The organism is Metabacillus sp. YM-086 (assembly GCF_048059995.1).
Taxonomy (GTDB): Bacteria; Bacillota; Bacilli; order Bacillales; family Bacillaceae; genus Metabacillus; species Metabacillus litoralis_B.
Genome location: NZ_JBLUOI010000030.1, coordinates 21,918 through 41,169, shown reverse-complemented (window position 1 = coordinate 41,169; position 19,252 = coordinate 21,918). Strand labels below are relative to the sequence as shown.

Below are 19,252 nucleotides of genomic sequence, written 5' to 3'. Positions count from 1 at the left end.
GTTCATCCCCCTCATGAACGACACTACCCGCTCTTTCCTTACCTCTTTTGTCGTTCATCCCCCTCATGAACGACACTACCCGCTCTCTCCTTACCTCTTTTGTCGTTCATCCCCCTCATGAACGACACTACCCGCTCTTTCCTTACCCCCTTTGTCGTTCATCCCCCTCATGAACGACACTACCCGCTCTTTCCTTACCTCTTTTGTCGTTCATCCCCCTCATGAACGACACTACTCTCTCCCCACTTACCCACTTACCGCATATGTCGTTCATCAAACTCATACCATCCCAATTCCAGCCCAAACGAAACAATATACTACTCATCCTGCTCAACATGCTTAGCCTGAACAGGAAATCTAAGCTTAATAACCGTTCCTTCCCCAACGGCCGAGGTTACATGAATCTCACCATTGTGCAATTTGACGATTTCTTTTGCGATACTCATCCCTAGGCCTGCTCCATCGACTTTTTCCTCTGTGTTAGTTCCTCTAAAGTAACGGTCAAAAAGATTTTCTTGCATCTCTTCGTTCATACCAACACCCTGGTCTTCAACAGCTATTTCTACAAATTTTGGATCAATTGCTTTTTTGAGTGTCACAAAAATAGCTGTATCAGAAGGGTTATGTTTTATTGCATTCATAATTAAATTATCAAAAATACGTTCAAACCATTTTCTTGAAATCTCAAGTTCTATGTTTTTAACCTCTTCAACAAAAGAAATGTTAACATTCCCAAGCATTCGATCATTCTTATATTTCTGAACAACATCCTTAAGGAAGTCATTAAGCAGTATTCTTTCCTTTAAATAATATAGAGAATTGTTTTTTAATTGAAAGGCTAATGAAAAGTCCTCCACAAGCCCAAGCATATATTCCCCTTTTTCTCTGATGACCTTGCCCATATCTTTTATTTCTTCATTGGACCAATCATATTTATCACTTTCAAGTAAATGACCATAACCTTGAACAGATGCTAAAGGTGTTCTTAAATCATGAGATATTCCTGTCATCCACTCTTCCCTTGTTTGATCCAGTCGTTTTCTTTCTTTTTCTGTTGAACTTAGTGTTTCTGCCATATTGTAGAAGGCTTGAAAAACTTCCTGATAAAGACGATAACGCACCTTAACTTTTCCATTTTTACGAAAAATTCTTTTCCTTTCATCTTCTGTAAGAACTTCCTGATATTGACCATGTTCCATTCGTTCTAGCCAACTAGTAAAAATGATAATTGGGCGACCGTATCTAAACCCGTGCCACACAGCGATACTAATCGTAATTAGTAGTATAATGACCCCAACTATAATAAACGCAATTAAGATGTCACGATAAAATGTTTGTTCAGCATAAGCTTCTTTCATATTATTTTTGGAGTGAAGTACCCAAGTTCGATTTGTCTTCTGATCATGGATAACCGATACCCTTGTTTTATATAAACCTGGAGCCGTTTCTCTTGAGAGGATTTCAATTGGATTATAGTATTCAATGTTAAGATCTTTCCCAAAAGATTGGACTACTTTTCCTTCCTCATTCACTAAGTGAAGAGTATTGGATTTACCCATTTCCTTCTCTAATAAGCTTGCTTTGCTTATATCCACTTCTCCATTTTGACTGTATTTATCAATAAGAATCTGTAACTGTTCATATGTCATGTCCCTAAAACCTAATAAATAATAATAAGGCTCATTATAGCTAATCGTATCTAATTCAGTGTATACTGAGTATCCTTTAAAACGCTGGTCTTCTTCTATTTTTAATATTTCACTTAATGTATAGGAATCTTTTATATCAGGTGGTTTATTACTGGATGCAATTTCTTGTCCATTTTCATCAACAATTTGAAACCACATATCTTTCTTTTGCAGCTGTTCTTCCCACCCTTTACTAATGCTTGCTTTGCCATCAGTGATTGAAGTTTCAGTAGAAATTGATTCTAATGCTCCTGTGGGGAAGCTTCTTTTTAAATCTTCTGTGGAAATAAACCATATTAATAAGATTAATAGTGCCACGAAAATGGTGCTGATTAATAAGGTAATCCCTATATATTGCAGTAGAAAGTGAAAGGTCAGCCTTCGTTTTACAACTCTCACACATCTTTCTCCTTCACAAGCTTATAGCCTAATCCCCGAACAGTTTTTAAATATTTAGGATTGCTTGGATCTTCTTCAATTCGCTCTCTTAGCTTATGAATATGGACAGTAACTGTATTGTCATCAACAAATCGGTCGTAACCCCAAACTGTTTCAAGTAATTGTTGCTTAGAAATCACAATATTAGGATTTTGACAGAAATAGATTAATAGTAAAAAAGCCTGTGCTGGACACGGGACAACCTTTCCCTTTACAAGTAATTCCCCTGCATCTACATCCACTACAAAACCTTTATAGTCATAGCTATTACTTGACTTCACTTGATCATTAAACGAGGACCTTTCAGGTAAAGTTCTTCTTTTCAATGTTGCTTTTATTCTCGCTGCAATTTCAAGTGGATTAAATGGCTTCGTCACATAATCATCTCCACCAATTGCAAATCCTGTTAACACATCTAAATCAGACACTTTTGCGGTTAGAAATAAAATATAGGCATTAGAAATATCTCTTATTTTTGGACATAAATCGAAGCCTGAAAAGTCCGGAAGCATAACATCTAGAACGATATAATCAATATCTTGCTGCTGTACAATTTCAAGTGCTTCTCTGGCTGTATATGCTTTAAAAATATTTATAAACCCTTCTTTATATAGGACCATTTCAACCATTTTCACAATGGATGTTTCGTCATCTACCAATAAAATGTTCGCTTCTTGCATTCAATCTCACCTCAATTCGATCGTATCATACAAACATTACCAAAACATTAATTTCCTTTTTGAACAATTAAGTTATTGTTAATCTCTAGGTTTCTTTAAATTAAGAAAAAAGAACTATAGTGAAATTACATAAATAAACAAACGAAAAGGAGAAAAACCATGAACGAAAGCATAACTAGAATAGCATTTATCGATGCCTTGAGAGGAGCTAGTCTTTTTGGCATCTTACTTGCTAATATTCTAATTTTTCAATTTGGAATGTGGGGCAAAGATGAAATACATTTATATAACCTTTCCAACTCAAATACTGTTGCTTATCAGTTTATAAAAGTATTTATAGAGGGGAGCTTTATGCCAATCTTTACTTTTTTATTTGGATATTCCATGGTTAAAATGAAGGAAAAACTTGAGGCTCATTATCTTAAATATAAACGATTTTTTGTAAGAAGATTTCTTATGCTCCTTTTGCTTGGTATTTTACACAGTACCTTTTTATGGGAAGGGGATATACTAACTTTTTATGGTATGATGGGGTTTTTCTTATTACTCTTTATAAATCGTCGAATGAAAACCATCTTTATTTGGGCAATCATCTTATTGTGTTTAACACCATTAATTGGTTATGGACAATTAGAAGAAACAAAACAAGAACAAGCACAAATGGAAGAGTATGTTTCAGATACAATCCAAACCTATAGTTCGGGTTCATACACAGAAATTATGGATCATCGAAACAATGAATTTCCAATGGATGTTTCACCAGGCTTGCTAATTCTCATTTTGGCTTTTATTCCATTTATGTCTGCACCGCTTTTTTTATTTGGGATATACAGTGCAAAAATGGGTCTCTTTACACAGCCAGCACTCGAAAAAAGGCAATATATCCTTGGTTCGATCCTTGTTCCTATTGGCTTATTATTAAAAAGTTATAACACTTTCTTGCCCGACTCTAACTGGTCTGGGGTCCTTGGGATGCTAGGCGCTAACCTGCTATCTCTTGGTTATATCTTTTTATTCGCCTTTCTATTTCATATTTTAAAAGGAAATAAATTTCAGAATGCCTTCGCCAATGTCGGGAAGCTTTCTCTAACAAATTATTTAATGCAAACTATCATTTGCACAACCATTTATTACGGATATGGATTTGGTCTGTTCGGTCATACGAATTTGTTCATCGGCATCCTTTTTGCTCTTTGTATCTTTTGTTTACAAGTAATTGCCAGTACTTTTTATTTAAAACTATCATCGCAAGGACCTGTTGAAAGAACCCTTCGCATTGTTACAAATTTTTCCTTTAAGCCAAAACTTAAAAAGAAAGAAACCATTTCTTTTTAAACATGCAAAAAAGCCGATCCTTTAAGGACACGGCTTTTTCAATGTTATTTTGAGTTTGAGTTTGAGTATCGGCGTTTATTGTTTCCGCCTTGGCCACCTTTACCACCACGATCACGGTCACGGTCACGGTTACCGTATGATGAACGATTCTTTTGTCCACCACCACTACTGCGGTTGTAGTCACCTTTTCTTCTATTGCCAGAAGAACGACCACCTTTGTTTTTAGATCTTGAGTATGCCGGAGCTTCTTCTGTTAGTTTAACTTCAACAGCAGTTGGCTCTTTTGTCATGAACTTAATTGCAGCAGCTACTACATCTTGTGCATCGAACTCTTCAAGAAGCTCTTCTGCTGTACGTTTGTAGAAGGATAGGTTTTCACCTTCAATGATTGAGCGAATTTTTTCCACTGTCATTTGTTGTTGACTTTCAATTGCCTCATCAACAGTTGGTGGCTTCATACGATCCATTTTGCGTTTTGTTGTACGCTCAATGTTTTTAACAATGTCTAATTCTCTAGGTGTAACGAAAGTCATCGCCATACCTGTTTTACCTGCACGACCTGTACGTCCAATACGGTGAACATAGCTTTCTGGATCTTGAGGTACATCAAAATTATAAACATGTGTAACACCTGAAATATCAAGCCCACGTGCTGCAACGTCTGTTGCAACTAGTACTTCAATTGCACCTTCTTTAAATTTTCGTAGAGTAGACATACGTTTAGCCTGTGTTAAGTCTCCATGAATACCTTCAGCTGTATAACCTCTTAACGTTAATGCTTCAGATAATTCATCAACACGGCGTTTTGTACGACCAAAAACAATCGCAAGTTCAGGAGATTGAATATCAAGTAATCTTGTTAAAACATCGAATTTCTTTCTTTCGTGTGTTTCAAGGTAATATTGTGTAATATTTGGAACTGTCATTTCTTTTGCTTTTACTTTTACAAGCTCAGGGTCTCTCATAAATTTCTCTGCAATACGACGGATTGGATCCGGCATTGTTGCTGAGAAAAGTAATGTTTGACGATCCTCAGGTACATTAGAAAGAATGGATTCAATGTCCTCAATGAAGCCCATGTTTAACATTTCATCTGCTTCATCTAATACTATCGTATGAACGCCGCTTAAACGTAAAGTTTTACGATTAATATGGTCTAATAAGCGTCCAGGTGTTCCAACGATAATATGTGGATTTTTCTTTAATGAACGAATTTGTCTGTTAATATCTTGACCACCATAAATCGGAAGAACACGAGAGCGTTTGTGATAACCGATTTTGTAAAGTTCTTCTGATACCTGAATAGCAAGTTCACGTGTTGGAGCAACAACAACAGCTTGAATGTTGTTACTTTTCACATCAATCTTTTCAATAAGCGGAATACCAAATGCAGCTGTTTTACCAGTACCTGTTTGTGCCTGTCCGATTACATCCTTCTTTTGCAAGCCTAACGGGATTGTTTGTGCTTGAATTGGTGACGGCTCTTCAAACCCCATTTTACTTATTGATTCCATCAATGACGTACTTAAACCTAAATCTTGAAACGTTAATGTCAATGTATTCATACTCCTTCTATATCGTTTGCTGTAAATATTTACAGACCTTATAGGTAATCTATATCGTATTCATAATGAAACGATGTTTAAATGAATCCTATATGCTCGGGGATCAGCCAAGCTTAATGTAGATTATCAACTGTTGTGTCATCATGAAAAACAGTCAGATGTTTAAAAAACCGGCAACTATGTGCCTGCTCTTCTTATACTACCCACACTTAGAGGATAGTAAAACCGTTCTGATTATTTGCCAACAAAAAATACCCTTATTTCAACAAGGGCAGCAGTTTACCTTATTTAAAGCCCGCAAACACTTTAAATGTAATCATACCACTACCGGTTGCTTATTTCAACTTAATGTCAGAACAGCTTGTAAAACTAAACTAACGATAAATAGCACTTTCTTCATGTTGATTTTCTAAAAAGCGTTCAACATATTCCTTTAGATCTTCGTAATCCTCACCGTGACAAACGTGATGTTTAGAGCATGGGAGTAAGTGTAATTCTTTTTGTTTTGAGGGAATCGTATTGTACAAATAAAATGCACTTTTAACCGGAACAATACCATCACATTCACCTTGAACAATTAATACTGGCATGTTTAATTTTTGAATGTAAGGCTTTATTTTCTTCACTAACTTTCTAAATTCAAAAGTTGATGATATCGGTGTTTCGACTATCTTTTTCTTATATCGGTTAAATAGTTCATTATTAGTAATATTCCCACCGAATAAATCTTTTATCATATTTTTTACATCCACTGCTAATTGTTTAGGATTCACATAATAAACAGCAGCACTTAATAGGACCAACTTTTTCACTTCGTATTTAGCAGCTAAATACGAAGCAATAACCCCTCCCATTGAAAATCCAATAACATAGACCTCATCCACCTCTTTCATTAATAAAAGAAGTTCTTGTTCAGCATGAGAAATCCATTCTTTATATGTATGCCCTTTTAATGAAAGAGTTACTCCATGTCCAGGGAGAGTGGGAACTTTTACAACCCAACCAGTTTGCTTTTTTATATAGCTGGCAAGTGGTTCCACCTCATAAGGTGCTCCGGTGAAACCATGAATAAAGAGACATCCTTTCAAATGATAGAAACCTCCTTTACCGTTCAGCGGAAGGGATACACAACTTAATCCCTCCCTTCTCTCCTACACAAATGAATTTACGACTTCTTCAAGCTTCATTCCTCTTGAGGCTTTTACAAGTACGATATCTTTTTCTTTCACGATAGACTGTAGGTGCTTGATTAATTCACCCTTATTATCATAATGATGAACTGTATCAACCGGCTGATTTTCTTTTGCACCTTTTGCGATTTCTTTACCAAGTTTTCCATAAGTGAAGATGTGGGAAATATTATTTTGTTTTATTTCTCTTCCTACTTGTTGGTGATATTCTACTTCATCATCACCTAATTCAAGCATATCACCTAAAACGACAATCTTTTGATCAAAGTCTTTTAAATTTTCGATAAGATCAATTGCTGCTAACATTGAAGTAGGACTTGCATTATAAGCATCATTAATGATTGATGCTCCATTTTTAGCATGAATTAATTCCAAGCGCATCCCAGTCATTTTCATTGATGAGAATCCCTTTTTTATTGCATCCTTTTTAATACCAAAAGAATCAGCAACTGCATAGGCTGCTAAAGCATTCCACACATTATGTTTTCCAAGTACAGGAATAAAGTATTCCTCATTATTCACTTCAAATAATGTTCCTGTTGGTTCTTGAATAATTTTTGAAGGATAATAATGGTTAGAACTTGCTTCTCCAAAAGTAGCTGTTTTTAAAGACAGTCCTGGCACTCTCTCTTGTAAAAGTGGTTCATCGCCGTGATAAATAAATAATCCGTCTTTTTTTAAGCCTTTAGTAATCTCAAGCTTAGCTTCCGCAATTCCTTCTCTAGATCCTAAATCCATTAAATGTGCTTCACCGATATTTGTAATGACCGCAACATCCGGATGGGCAATTTCAGATAAAAGTTCAATTTCTCCTTTACCACTCATCCCCATCTCTAAAACGGCTATTTCTGTATCCTCACTCATACTTAAAACGGTTAATGGTAAACCTATATGATTATTAAAATTCCCTTGTGTTTTATGTACTTTATATGTTGTTTCTAAAACGGCTGCAACCATGTCCTTTGTTGTTGTTTTCCCGTTACTACCTGTAATACCGACAATTTTGAGGTTAGGTAATTCATTAATATATGCTGTTGCAAGAGCTTGTAGTGCTACTAAAGTATCTTCAACTAAAATTAATGGCACTTCTTTTGGAGGATTTTTTTCGGATTTCTGCCATATAACTGCTTTTGCTCCGTTACTTATTGCTTTGTCAACGAACTCATGCCCATTGAACACGTCACCAACAAGCGGAAAAAATAAGTTGTCATTTTCAACCTTACGTGAATCAGTTGTTACTCCTGAAATTTCAACGTGTTGATATTTTTCTTCTAGTCCTTCTCCATTCACCATGTTTTGTACATCAAGTAATGTTCTTGTAATCATTAAATCCTCTCCTATTTAAGGAATCTTTATGTGCTAAAAAGAAAAAAAGGAACTGATTTATGTTATATTCAGTTCCTTTTTAAATAAAATTAAGAATTTCGTAAGCTTAGTTGATTAAAAGGAATGCTTAATTTGTTGCTTTTGTTCATAACGCTCCAATGCAAGGTCAACAAGCTTTTCTATTAGTTGAGGATATTCAAGGCCTGAATGTTTCCACATTAGTGGGAACATACTATATGGAGTGAAACCAGGCATTGTATTAACCTCATTAATAAGAGCCCTGCCGTCTTCAGTTAAGAAAAAGTCAGCACGAACTAGGCCTGATCCATCTATTGCCTTGAATGATGTGATTGCCATTTCCTTAATCATTTCATATTCCTCTTTAGTTACGTTACCTGGAATGATTAAATCTGTTTCTCCATCTTCATACTTTGCTTTATAATCATAGAATTCAACTTTAGGAGCAATTTCACCGACTACAGAGCATTCCGGATGATCATTACCAATAACGGCAATTTCAATCTCTCTTCCTACAATTGCTTCTTCAATAATCACCTTACGATCGAACTCAAATGCTTCCTTAATAGCCGCTTCTAAGCTTACTCTATCTTTACATTTGTTAATGCCAACACTTGATCCTAAATTTGCAGGCTTTACAAAGCATGGATAACCCAATTCAGCTTCGATTTCCTCATATTTGGCAGCTGGTGATTGCACATAATCACTTTTTATAAAAGATACATATTTTGCTTGAGCTAAGCCAGCTTGTGCAAATAAATTCTTCATGACAACTTTATCCATACCAGCTGCAGAAGCTAATACACCATTCCCTACGTACGGAATATTCAGTAATTCAAGTAATCCTTGAACCGTTCCATCTTCACCATTTGGTCCATGTAGCAACGGAAAGATCACATCAATTTTTTCCTGCTCTTCAACCTTTGCAGGAAATAACTCAGTATTTAATGTAACGGGTGAAATAGAATCTCCGTTCTCCTGCAATCTTAATGTACTTACTTCTTTTACAGGAGCATCTAATGCCTTCCCTCTTACCCATTCTCCATTTTCTTTAATGTATATAGGATGTATGTCAAATTTACTCATATCCAGTGCATTGATAACGGCTAGGGCTGTTTGCAAAGAAACATTGTGCTCTGCAGATTTCCCACCATATATTAAGCCTAACTTCATTTTCATCCGGATTTTCCTCCTCAGCTCTTTCATCATTCTTATTTTATCACTTTAGGGCAAAATTGTTATTAACGATTCCTTATTTCTGTTATAAGTTTTCGAACATTTTCTGTTTTTTTTGCCCACTTGATCTATCATACGGTAGGATTTCAATTTCGTTTCTTTCATTTAAGAAGGATGATTTGCTTGAACTAAGGAGGAGTTCAGCATTTCTACTATGTAATTGTTTATTTTTCTCCTATAAATGTGAATACCTTTTTATCGGATGATTTAGTTGATTCTGTTGTTGAGTAGTTGCTATATATTTTGACATTAGTAAATCCAATTCTCTCCAAAATCAGCTTAAATTCTTTTATGCCATACCATATAAAGGGCTGTAATTTTTGCTCTTTTTCAATCATCTTTCCTTCTTTTATCTTTTCAACTGATAACAAATATGTTGTTGATTGTTCGAGCATATCTAGCTTGATTAGTTGTTTTTCACAAACATACAGATAACTCATAAATTCTTGAACCATACTATGCTTTTGCTGAACAAGAAATTCATCCTGTATAAAAAGATCAACAATAATGGTGCCCTTACTTTTTAGATGATCGTAGACATTTTTTAAAACTTTTATTGAATTAAGCCTTTCTTCTACAGTTAAGACAGACCCAAAAGGTATAATAATGGCGTCGTAACGAGTAGATTTTTTAAACTCAATTGGGCTCAATTGATAGATGGTCGCAGTCTGATTTACCTCCTCACATTTTTGCTTACAAGCCTCCTCTCCCTTCTTTGAATTCACCAGCCCCTCCATTTGGAGGCCATTATTCAAAAGATTAGGAAGAAGGAATAACTGACTTTGACCTATCTCAAGAATTTTGCCCTTTTTATTTATTAATTGTTGTTCATAAAAGTCTAAGGCACTTTTTAATTCATATTCTTGAATATATGCTTCTAGCTCCTCCATTACAAACCACCTGAGATCTAATTTCACTATCATCTCTCCTAAAATAATTCTGTACGTATCTAAGGTCCCACTTATACAAGAAATTTATGTAAATTCAAACTGAATTAAGAAGCTTAATTTCTTTTCGGTCATTATCACCAATGAACATAAGTCCTTTATAAAGATGTTGTAAATTCCATTACTTTTTATTTTCAAATAATGAAAAACCATCTAAACTAAAATAAGATGTATATTTTTCATTTAAAAGAATAGTCCTTTTTTACAACCCTTTTCACACACTTACTCAAGGAGGGGATAACATGAAAAGAATTTGTGTTTTTTGTGGATCTAGTCCAGGCGCTTCAGATTTATATTCAGAGGATGCAGCAAAACTTGGTACTCAATTAGCTAAAGAGGGAATTACACTTGTATACGGTGGATCTAAAGTAGGAATTATGGGTGTAGTAGCGAATGCAACTCTGCAAGCGGGCGGAGAAGTGATTGGCGTTATACCTAAAATGCTAATGGATCGGGAACTTGCCCACCCTGGTCTTTCTGAGCTTATTATTGTTCATTCCATGCATGAGCGTAAGGCAAAAATGGAAGAGCTATCAGATGGGTTTGTTGTTTTACCAGGTGGACCTGGGACAATGGAAGAATTTTTTGAAGTTTATACTTGGGCTCAATTAGGAGAGCATAGAAAGCCAATTGGAATGATGAACAGTAGCTCTTATTATGATAAACTTCTTGCTTTCTTTGACCATATGATTCAAGAACAATTTTTAAAGCCTGAATATCGATCAATGGTTATTGTAGATTCTGAACCCGAGCAATTAATCCAGAAATTTCGTTCTTATGAACCTCCACTTTTAACAAAATGGATTACTCCACAACAAACATAGAAGGCTTTTGTCTTCTATGTTTTTCTTCATTGAAACTTTTTAAGGTTCCTTTGATATAGATTCATTCAAATAACATTTTTTAAGCATCATTGTATATAGAATTTATTTTGTTAAAGACTATATACATAGAGGTGAGAGAAATGAATCGAGGAATCTGGACAGCTTTATCTGCCATTGGAATTGCACAAGGGCTTAAAATTTTTACACATAAAAAAGAAAACAATGTTTGGGACTGGCGTCCGATTTTTCAAACAGGCGGCATGCCAAGTTCTCACTCAGCCGGTGTATCTGCTTTGGCAACATATGTTGCAACAAAAAAGGGTTTTAATTCCACTGATACTGCATTAGCTGTTATCTTTGGAATTATTGTTATGTATGATGCACAAGGTATTCGTCGACATACAGGCGAAATCGCAAAGATTGTAAATGATATTGATGCAGACATTGAGGTATTATCCGGACATATGCCCGGTTTATTTCATGTAAAGCAGGAAAAGGAATTAAATGAGCTGCTAGGTCATCAACCTGCTGAAGTTGCTGGGGGAGCCCTTTTAGGTATACTAATCGGTATGGTTAGTAGCATGATGGAGAAATAAATTCTAGACTAAAACAAAATCATGAGTGAATGGCTTGCTTCCTTTCACTCATGATTTTTTATCCCTTCTTAATGGCTGTTACACAAACTGCTAATTCTGGGTGTATTCGCTTAAAAGAAATGTTTATTTCAGAAAACCCACAATCAGAAAGGTTCTTGTAGATTTGATTCGCAAACATCCTGGTCTTTACAGAACTGGCATTTTCTTCTCTAGGCTGCATTGTAATGGCAATTTCCCCTCCTATTTTCATTGCCTGATGGAGACGTTGTAACCCTCTTTCGGGATGGGACCAAATTGTATAATTGTTCACTGTGACAACTTGATCGTATTTTTCCTCATCCAACATTACTTTCTCAACATCACCTAGCATAAGAGTCACTTGTCCACTCTCAACATAATTTCCTAGTCTGTGTTCCGCCTGGGCTTTCATCGTTTTCGAAACATCAAGACCGTCAACCTTGATCGTTCTATTGGCTTTTAACATGTACTCTATACACTTTCCTGAACCATAGCCAACCTCAAGAATACGATCACTATTATCTATATGTAATTGAGATAGAGTCCATTTGTTTAACTTCTTATTTTCAATTGCCATAATGATTCCAGCCACTCTTCCAAGTAATCCGTTAGGAACGCTAAATTGTTTTTTAAACGAATTAATCATGTTTTGGCACCCCGGTATCGTTTTTCTCTATTTACCCTATTTTTCACAAATCAAACGAATCGGGACTTTTTCCAAATGTTAAATAAGTAACAGAAAGCCTTGATAGCCAAAATATAAGCCAAACAAAATTAAAGAAATGCCTGAAATCGTAGAGATAACAGCAAGAAGGGTTGTTGTTAAATATCTTCTTAATACGCTAGCAAACATTGCCATCGTTAAATCCCATAATAAAACTCCTGATAGGATGGCAGCACTACAAATAAGAAGTTGTGTTCCACCATTTCCAATTGTGGTGTTGGCCAGAATTGCCCCATAAATTCCTATCCAAAACAAAATACTTAGAGGGTTAAGTAAAGACATAAAAAAGCCAGAAAAATAGGACTTAGAATAGCGGAGATTTACTCTACTAGTTGTGAACGTATGTTTTTTAGCCGCCATTAAACTTTCAATACCCGTATACACTAAAACAAAAAAGCCAAAAAACCATAGAAACATTTTCACTGTCGGAATTTGCAAAAAGTTTACAAACCCTAAATACACTAACACCATATATACAACATCAGCAGTTGTTGCCCCTAAACCAAACAGCCAGGCATGAAGGAATCCTCCTTTTATGCCTCGATCAATTTGACCTGCGTTTACAGGGCCTATGGGTGCTGCTAGTGAAACCCCTAGAAGTACGTAGCTGAATAAGAAATTCAAATTCTTTACCCCCAATATCGATATATGCTTGTACATGATATTCAACTGGATAAAGAATTATGTGAAAGTAATACCTGTTTTCTATGATTTTGCACCTTTAAGCTTACTAAAAAAGCAGCCCTACATGATCAGGACTGCTGGCTCTTTTAATGAACTCTTACTAATTTTATATGTTCTATATGATGCTTTCCATGCCACGAGTATAATGCAACATTAGTAGATAAGGAGATTTCCTTATTTGTTTCAGGATGAATGAATGTTTTTTGAAAATCAGACATAGACATTGATTTTAATAAATATACCCATCGTTCGTGTAAAGATTCAAGGAGATTAATAGAGATTGCTAATGGCAATTTAGTATCAGGTAAAGCTGCCCATGTTTTTTCATCATATGCTTTAATAGTTGGACGATCTTCAGTTAGGGCTAATTTAAAGCGAATATAACTATTCATATGACTGTCTGCTAGATGATGAACCACTTGTCTAACCGTCCATCCACCTGGTCGGTATGATGTGTCTAGCAAAGGTTCTGAAAGACCTTCAAGAGCTAACTTCACTTGCTTAGGGGTATTTTCAATATCTTCTATCCATCCTTCGATGTCTTTCTGAGATACATGCTTAGGCTCCTTAAATTCACCAATAGGATATTGAAGGCTTTTCCTCATCTCTACACTCTCCCTTTATTTGACTTTGTTATTTTCATTATATGGGCGAAAGATCTTATGGACAATATCTTACGTAAAGAAAGGATTGAATTTTATAAAAAACACACTAAATTAAACAATTGTATGTTATATTATGTTAAACATACCTTTCCATTTAATGGAGATGATTGGAGGCTTCGCAATGCGGGCAATCTTATTAGGAGTTTGTTCTTCTTTCTTTTTTGCTTTTACGTTTGTGTTAAATCGGTCCATGGAGCTTTCCGGGGGTAGCTGGTTATGGAGTTCTTCTTTACGTTATTTTTTTATGCTTCCTTTTTTACTTCTTCTCGTTATGTGGAGAAAAAAGTGGCAGCCTCTTCTTATAGAGATGAAAAAAAACCCATTAAAATGGCTCTTATGGGGAACAGTGGGATTTGGGTTATTTTATGCACCTATTTGCTTTGCAGGAGCTTATGGACCAGGGTGGCTAATTGCGGCAACCTGGCAAATGACAATCCTTTCAGGTTCTCTACTTTCACCACTATTTTATGAAAAAGTCCAAACAGTCAACGGATCTGTAAAGGTGAGGGGTAAGATCCCGTTAAGAGGCTTAAGCATGTCTCTTATCATTATCTTTGGGATAGCATTTATGCAATTTGAACATGCAAGTCAGTTATCAATCATGCCTGTTTTATTAACAATCATTCCAGTTCTCATTGCCTCCTTTGCTTATCCCCTGGGCAATCGGAAAATGATGGAAGTTTGTGAGGGTAGATTGGATGTTTTTCAAAGGGTATTGGGGATGACAATTGGAAGCTTACCACTTTGGATTATTTTTGCTATTATTGCTATCTTTACGACAGGCCTTCCAAGTAAAACGCAGATAACCCAATCATTTTGGGTTGCAATTTGTTCGGGCTTAATTGCTACTCTACTTTTCTTTCAAGCAACAAATTTAGTTCAGCACAATATGGCTCAACTTGCAGCTGTAGAGGCAACTCAATCGATTCAGGTCCTTTTTGTACTTATTGGAGAAATTATTTTTCTCGCTTTACCTCTTCCTACAGGTTTATCTTTATTAGGAATGGCCTTTGTTATAATCGGCATGGTGTTGCATAGTTACATATCCAGAAGCAACCGCCCTGCTCAAACAATTAAACCAGACCCATCTAGGCAGCTTTCATAGCTGTTCTGCTAGTTTATATTCAGTGTCAAAGGGAGACTCTTTCTTGGTTACCGAAAAGACTCCCTGAGCACTGATACTTTTTTTAATCAATAATGATGTAAAATTCATCAAACCTCTAAGACCATTCTTACAGTTTGTAATATATGACCATCAAACAAATCCTCATATTCCGTTTCAATTCTAAACCCTTTAGATTTATAAAAATGGACACCAGCCAGATTTTCTTTTTCTACATTTACATATATTTTCCTAACATCGTTTAAGTGCTGTATCCCCGCTTTTAATAAGTCAGTACCAATTCCCTTTCCCTGGTGTTCTTCATAAAGATAAATAGCCCCTAATTCTACTTTTCTCTCATCTTTTAGAGGCGTAAAATTTGCAAAACCAATAACTTCATCATCTTCTTCTGCTACTAAAAAAAGTGTTTCTCTTAGTCTCTTGAGTAACATTTCAGAAGAATATGCAGTTGCAACAAAATTCTCTTGAGTGGAATCAGGTATAATTCCATTATATGTAGTCCGCCAACTAGATCTAGCAACACGTTGTACTTGTTCTATATCTCCTTCATTCATCTTTCGAATAGCTATCGTCATGTAATCTCCCTCTGCACTAATTTTTCACTTTATATAATTACAAATTATAGCATTTCTCTGTTAAAATTCGAACATTTTTGCAAACGTATACAACCTTTAATAGACAAGTATTTACTATCTCACGAAAGATAGTAAATTATTTAAAGCGTTCTCACAACTGTTAATAACTTTTTTAATATGTGGAAAAGTATGTGGATAACTCAAGAGTTATCCACTTTACCTTCACAAACCATTAGCTATTTACCAGCTCCGTTACTGGTATACCAGCATTTAAATTCTGAATATGGTGATTTATGTTATCCACAATAAGCTTTGCATCATAGTCCATTGATGCAACATGATATGAGTTTTTTAATTCTATTATCCTCTTATCAACTGAAGAAATTTGCTCATAAATATAATCAGAATTTGCTGGTGGAACGACATGATCAACTGATGATTTAAAAATCACAGTAGGGCTTGTGATATTTTTGACTTTATTTTTTGTATCATCCATTAAATCTAACAGCTGATGTACAGCCTCTAATGGAACAGATTCATACGTTATTTCATGGACAGCAGGCTTTTTTATGTCTGGCTCCCCTTCTTCAATCATTTTCGGCTTTGTTTCATCACGGTATTGTTTATAAGCAACATCTGTTACAGCCGCATTAATTAAGAAGATTCCATTCACTATTGTATTAGCTGCAAGTTGAATTGTTAAGGCACCGCCCATGGATTGGCCAACTGCAAAAACATGGTCACAGTTCTTTTTTAATTCTTCAAATGCTATCTGTAAATCTGAAATCCATTCGTTATAAATGCAATTTTTCATATCTTCAACATTTGTCCCATGACCTTTTAGACGAGGAATTGACACAGTATATCCTAGCTTAGCAAGTTGCTTCCCTATATACTCCATGCTTTGTGGTGTACCGTTAAATCCGTGACATAATAAGATTCCTGTACTATTACCAGAGAAATATAAACTATCTGCACCCTTTATAACTGGATATAATTCTTTTTTCATCTATAATCCCCCTTAGGCTACTGTGGATAAATTTATTTTTTATTATATACATTATAATTCATATAAGATTACTTGGTTTTATTGTAACCTATTCTTTTCATTTTCACAACAAAGATCAAGAAAACAAAATAGAATGAAAAAGCATGATGCGTATAACATCATGCTTCTTTATAGTGAGGATATCCTACAAACTTATAGTCTGGCCCAATTTTGATGATATCTAAATGCTGAAGATCAATGGCATCGGCCATCTTTTCAATTCCTTGTCCCCCGATAAAGCCTGGAGCTTGCTTGCCGCCGATTATTTTTGGAGCCATATAAACAACTAATTTATCAACTAACTGCTCTGCTAAAAAAGAAGCATTCACTTCTCCTCCGCCTTCAATTAATACAGAGGAAATAGAATTCTCCCCAAGTATTCTTAGCACTTCTTGAATGTTTACGCGCTCTTCACCGTTTGTTACAAAGATTTTTACATTATGGTCTTCAAGCGCCTTTTTTATTTCTTTATCAAATTTTTTTGAAGTGAAAATCCATGTTTCGGCTTTTTGATCTTTTACGACCTTTGAATGAAGTGGTGTTCTTAAATGACTATCCAAAATAATTCGAACTGGATTACGACCATGTTCAATTCTAGTCGTTAATTCAGGATCATCTTTTATCACCGTTTGGACCCCTACTAAAATTCCAGCATGCTCATGACGCAATTGATGAACATCTTTTCGGGCTTCCTCAGAGGTAATCCACTTACTATCCGATGTAAAAGATGAAATTTTACCATCTAACGTTGTAGCAGACTTTAACGTTACAAAAGGCATTTTTGAAACAATGAATTTATTAAACACTTCATTCATTTCACGTGACTCTTTTTCACAAATTCCTACTACCACTTCAATATTTGCTTCTTTTAGGATGTTTACTCCATTTCCTGCAACAATCGGGTTAGGATCAAGAGTAGCAACATAAACCTTCTTTATACCCGCTTCAACTATTGATACAGCACATGGTCCTGTACGGCCATAATGAGAACATGGTTCCAATGTTACATACATTGTGCCACCTCTTGCCTGTTCTCCTGCCATATTAAGGGCATGTATTTCTGCATGTGGTCCTCCAGCTTTTAAATGAGCTCCTACACCAACAATTCGATTATGATTTACAATGACAGCCCCTACCAATGGATTTGGATCTGTTTGACCCTTCATAGCAGCGGCATTCTCAATAGCTAACTTCATATAAAACTCATGTTCATTCAACGGTATAGCCTCCTCTAAAGTGGCCGGCCTTCTCCATTTTTGTTTCTAGGTAGTGTTGATTAAAGCTCGATATATCTCCCCATAAAGGAATACGGCCTGAGACATTTGCACCTGAATCTTGCAACGCTTTTAGTTTAAGTGGGTTATTCGTAATTAGTGTTACGGGTAATTGACGAAGAGTTTTCAATACACGAATCGCATCATCATAATTTCTTTGGTCATCCGAGAAGCCAAGTGCCTCATTTGCCTCCACTGTATCTAAGCCATCTTCTTGTAGGAGGTATGCAAGAGCTTTACTAAATAATCCAATACCTCTTCCTTCATGATCAGCAAGATAAAAAAGGGCTCCTGTACCATGTTCTGTTATCATTTTTAAAGATTGTTTCAGCTGATAGCCACAATCACATCTTTTACTTCCAAAGATATCGCCTGTATGACATATACTATGCATACGTATAAGCGCATCATCATTATGAGCAAAATCACCATAAACAAGCACACTTGATTGCTGATGTTTTGATAAGTCTGCACTAGGTAAATTTCTTAAGATTGATTCAAATGTTTCAGCTGAATCATGTTCAGCCTCAGCCTCCATCCAGCAATACCATTTGAAGAATTCTGTTTTGCCATCTAGTTGAATTGGGAGGTTTATTGGTCCCACAACATACGTAGCTCCTTGATTATGAGGAACAATCTTTACTTTTTCTTTTATTATATTTAGAGGGATATCTTTTATTGTTTCTACCATTAGGTTTCTCCCCTTTATTGGCTATCTATTCTTTAAACTTACTTATTGTAAGTGAGTATAAGGTTGAAATGGAATGTCGTCAACTAACTTGAACTGAGCATCCTTTGTGTCATCAATACTTTATACCCTACTTTCTAAAGAATCAAGCTATGATAGGTGGATGACCATCTAGTTTTTTCCTATAATTAGTTTAAGTAAGCAAATTACTGTTTTTTGACCGAGTATTGGATAAAATAAGGGTAGAGGTGATAGCATGGAACACGTAAAAACAGAAAATCAATTTCAAGAGCTTATTAATGGTAATGAACCAGTAGTCCTTAAATTTTTTACAGATTGGTGCCCAGACTGTAAAAGAATGGACATGTTTCTACCAACTGTATTTGAAGAGGTAGGAAATGTATCAATGTATGAAATAAACAAAGATGACCTTCCCGAAATTGCAGAAAAATATGATGTAATGGGTATTCCAAGTTTATTAGTATTTAAAAATGGTGAAAAACAAGCACACTTACATAGTGCAAATGCAAAAACCCCAGATCAAGTGATTGAGTTTTTATCGGAATCTCTAAATAAATAATCATTAATTAAGAACTTTTGATGTTGTCTG

At 35.4% G+C, this 19,252-nt stretch carries 19 protein-coding genes; 5 read left to right on the top strand and 14 right to left on the bottom strand.

The window, feature by feature from the left end:
- Positions 1–317: 317 nt before the first annotated feature.
- A complete protein-coding gene (locus ACEWK1_RS14220; RefSeq protein WP_416636412.1) occupies positions 318–2,087 on the bottom strand; it encodes a sensor histidine kinase in 1,770 nt (589 codons plus the stop codon).
- Positions 2,084–2,806, bottom strand: a complete 723-nt coding sequence (locus ACEWK1_RS14215) for a response regulator transcription factor (RefSeq protein WP_416636411.1) — start codon at positions 2,804–2,806, stop codon at positions 2,084–2,086. The genes ACEWK1_RS14220 and ACEWK1_RS14215 overlap by 4 nt, the downstream gene beginning before the upstream one ends.
- Positions 2,807–2,965: 159 nt before the next feature.
- Here ACEWK1_RS14215 and ACEWK1_RS14210 point away from each other — a divergent pair, with 159 nt between their 5' ends.
- Positions 2,966–4,141 carry a DUF418 domain-containing protein gene (locus ACEWK1_RS14210; RefSeq protein ID WP_416636410.1) on the top strand — a complete coding sequence of 392 codons (1,176 nt, stop codon included), beginning with the start codon at positions 2,966–2,968 and terminating at the stop codon, positions 4,139–4,141.
- A 44-nt stretch (positions 4,142–4,185) separates the two neighbouring features.
- On the opposite strand, the gene ACEWK1_RS14205 is transcribed toward ACEWK1_RS14210, so the two are convergent.
- From ACEWK1_RS14205 to ACEWK1_RS14185, 5 genes are all read right to left on the bottom strand, one after another.
- Positions 4,186–5,697, bottom strand: coding sequence for a DEAD/DEAH box helicase (locus ACEWK1_RS14205; protein WP_416636409.1), 1,512 nt, complete (start codon positions 5,695–5,697; stop codon positions 4,186–4,188).
- A gap of 383 nt (positions 5,698–6,080) precedes the next feature.
- On the bottom strand, positions 6,081–6,794 hold the full coding sequence (locus ACEWK1_RS14200) for an alpha/beta hydrolase (protein ID WP_416636408.1): 714 nt from the start codon (positions 6,792–6,794) through the stop codon (positions 6,081–6,083).
- A 63-nt stretch (positions 6,795–6,857) separates the two neighbouring features.
- Positions 6,858–8,222: a UDP-N-acetylmuramoyl-tripeptide--D-alanyl-D-alanine ligase gene (locus ACEWK1_RS14195; RefSeq protein ID WP_416636407.1), complete on the bottom strand. Its 1,365-nt coding sequence runs from the start codon at positions 8,220–8,222 to the stop codon at positions 6,858–6,860.
- A 114-nt stretch (positions 8,223–8,336) separates the two neighbouring features.
- Positions 8,337–9,419, bottom strand: a complete 1,083-nt coding sequence (locus ACEWK1_RS14190) for a D-alanine--D-alanine ligase (protein WP_416636406.1) — start codon at positions 9,417–9,419, stop codon at positions 8,337–8,339.
- 221 nt (positions 9,420–9,640) lie between these two features.
- Complete coding sequence (locus tag ACEWK1_RS14185; protein WP_416636405.1) at positions 9,641–10,393, bottom strand: hypothetical protein; 753 nt, start codon at positions 10,391–10,393, stop codon at positions 9,641–9,643.
- A gap of 272 nt (positions 10,394–10,665) precedes the next feature.
- On the opposite strand from ACEWK1_RS14185, the gene ACEWK1_RS14180 reads away from it, so the two are divergent.
- Positions 10,666–11,247 carry a TIGR00730 family Rossman fold protein gene (locus ACEWK1_RS14180; RefSeq protein ID WP_416636404.1) on the top strand — a complete coding sequence of 194 codons (582 nt, stop codon included), beginning with the start codon at positions 10,666–10,668 and terminating at the stop codon, positions 11,245–11,247.
- A gap of 140 nt (positions 11,248–11,387) precedes the next feature.
- Positions 11,388–11,843, top strand: coding sequence for a divergent PAP2 family protein (locus tag ACEWK1_RS14175; RefSeq protein ID WP_285842994.1), 456 nt, complete (start codon positions 11,388–11,390; stop codon positions 11,841–11,843).
- A gap of 58 nt (positions 11,844–11,901) precedes the next feature.
- Here ACEWK1_RS14175 and ACEWK1_RS14170 read toward each other — a convergent pair whose 3' ends face one another.
- The 3 genes from ACEWK1_RS14170 to ACEWK1_RS14160 form a co-directional block, all read right to left on the bottom strand.
- A complete protein-coding gene (locus ACEWK1_RS14170) occupies positions 11,902–12,507 on the bottom strand; it encodes a class I SAM-dependent methyltransferase (RefSeq protein WP_416636403.1) in 606 nt (201 codons plus the stop codon).
- Positions 12,508–12,585: 78 nt separating this feature from the next.
- Positions 12,586–13,209, bottom strand: a complete 624-nt coding sequence (locus ACEWK1_RS14165; RefSeq protein ID WP_416636402.1) for a LysE family transporter — start codon at positions 13,207–13,209, stop codon at positions 12,586–12,588.
- A 146-nt stretch (positions 13,210–13,355) separates the two neighbouring features.
- On the bottom strand, positions 13,356–13,874 hold the full coding sequence (locus ACEWK1_RS14160) for a YfiT family bacillithiol transferase (RefSeq protein WP_416636401.1): 519 nt from the start codon (positions 13,872–13,874) through the stop codon (positions 13,356–13,358).
- Positions 13,875–14,055: 181 nt separating this feature from the next.
- Between ACEWK1_RS14160 and ACEWK1_RS14155 the strand changes: the two genes are divergently transcribed.
- Complete coding sequence (locus ACEWK1_RS14155; protein WP_416636400.1) at positions 14,056–15,039, top strand: multidrug resistance efflux transporter family protein; 984 nt, start codon at positions 14,056–14,058, stop codon at positions 15,037–15,039.
- A gap of 107 nt (positions 15,040–15,146) precedes the next feature.
- Here the strand turns inward: ACEWK1_RS14155 and ACEWK1_RS14150 are convergent, their stop codons facing one another.
- The 4 genes from ACEWK1_RS14150 to ACEWK1_RS14135 form a co-directional block, all read right to left on the bottom strand.
- Positions 15,147–15,632: a GNAT family N-acetyltransferase gene (locus tag ACEWK1_RS14150; RefSeq protein WP_416636399.1), complete on the bottom strand. Its 486-nt coding sequence runs from the start codon at positions 15,630–15,632 to the stop codon at positions 15,147–15,149.
- A gap of 232 nt (positions 15,633–15,864) precedes the next feature.
- Positions 15,865–16,641 (bottom strand): alpha/beta hydrolase, encoded by a 777-nt coding sequence (locus tag ACEWK1_RS14145; RefSeq protein ID WP_416636398.1) that lies wholly within the window; start codon positions 16,639–16,641, stop codon positions 15,865–15,867.
- 158 nt (positions 16,642–16,799) lie between these two features.
- A complete protein-coding gene (gene ribD, locus ACEWK1_RS14140) occupies positions 16,800–17,897 on the bottom strand; it encodes a bifunctional diaminohydroxyphosphoribosylaminopyrimidine deaminase/5-amino-6-(5-phosphoribosylamino)uracil reductase RibD (protein WP_416636397.1) in 1,098 nt (365 codons plus the stop codon).
- Complete coding sequence (locus ACEWK1_RS14135; protein ID WP_416636396.1) at positions 17,890–18,645, bottom strand: GTP cyclohydrolase II; 756 nt, start codon at positions 18,643–18,645, stop codon at positions 17,890–17,892. The genes ribD and ACEWK1_RS14135 overlap by 8 nt, the downstream gene beginning before the upstream one ends.
- A gap of 253 nt (positions 18,646–18,898) precedes the next feature.
- On the opposite strand from ACEWK1_RS14135, the gene ACEWK1_RS14130 reads away from it, so the two are divergent.
- Positions 18,899–19,222 carry a thioredoxin family protein gene (locus ACEWK1_RS14130; protein WP_416636395.1) on the top strand — a complete coding sequence of 108 codons (324 nt, stop codon included), beginning with the start codon at positions 18,899–18,901 and terminating at the stop codon, positions 19,220–19,222.
- The last annotated feature ends 30 nt before the right edge of the window (positions 19,223–19,252 follow it).

What these genes read in the sequence shown, in the direction of transcription:
- ACEWK1_RS14215 (WP_416636411.1), bottom strand. Translation starts at nt 2,806, where the DNA reads ATGCAAGAAGCGAACATTTTATTGGTAGATGACGAAACATCCATTGTG.
- ACEWK1_RS14210 (WP_416636410.1), top strand. Translation starts at nt 2,966, where the DNA reads ATGAACGAAAGCATAACTAGAATAGCATTTATCGATGCCTTGAGAGGA.
- ACEWK1_RS14195 (WP_416636407.1), bottom strand. Translation starts at nt 8,222, where the DNA reads ATGATTACAAGAACATTACTTGATGTACAAAACATGGTGAATGGAGAA.
- ACEWK1_RS14190 (WP_416636406.1), bottom strand. Translation starts at nt 9,419, where the DNA reads ATGAAAATGAAGTTAGGCTTAATATATGGTGGGAAATCTGCAGAGCAC.
- ACEWK1_RS14180 (WP_416636404.1), top strand. Translation starts at nt 10,666, where the DNA reads ATGAAAAGAATTTGTGTTTTTTGTGGATCTAGTCCAGGCGCTTCAGAT.
- ACEWK1_RS14175 (WP_285842994.1), top strand. Translation starts at nt 11,388, where the DNA reads ATGAATCGAGGAATCTGGACAGCTTTATCTGCCATTGGAATTGCACAA.
- ACEWK1_RS14170 (WP_416636403.1), bottom strand. Translation starts at nt 12,507, where the DNA reads ATGATTAATTCGTTTAAAAAACAATTTAGCGTTCCTAACGGATTACTT.
- ACEWK1_RS14160 (WP_416636401.1), bottom strand. Translation starts at nt 13,874, where the DNA reads ATGAGGAAAAGCCTTCAATATCCTATTGGTGAATTTAAGGAGCCTAAG.
- ACEWK1_RS14155 (WP_416636400.1), top strand. Translation starts at nt 14,056, where the DNA reads ATGCGGGCAATCTTATTAGGAGTTTGTTCTTCTTTCTTTTTTGCTTTT.
- ACEWK1_RS14150 (WP_416636399.1), bottom strand. Translation starts at nt 15,632, where the DNA reads ATGACGATAGCTATTCGAAAGATGAATGAAGGAGATATAGAACAAGTA.
- ACEWK1_RS14145 (WP_416636398.1), bottom strand. Translation starts at nt 16,641, where the DNA reads ATGAAAAAAGAATTATATCCAGTTATAAAGGGTGCAGATAGTTTATAT.
- ACEWK1_RS14135 (WP_416636396.1), bottom strand. Translation starts at nt 18,645, where the DNA reads ATGGTAGAAACAATAAAAGATATCCCTCTAAATATAATAAAAGAAAAA.
- ACEWK1_RS14130 (WP_416636395.1), top strand. Translation starts at nt 18,899, where the DNA reads ATGGAACACGTAAAAACAGAAAATCAATTTCAAGAGCTTATTAATGGT.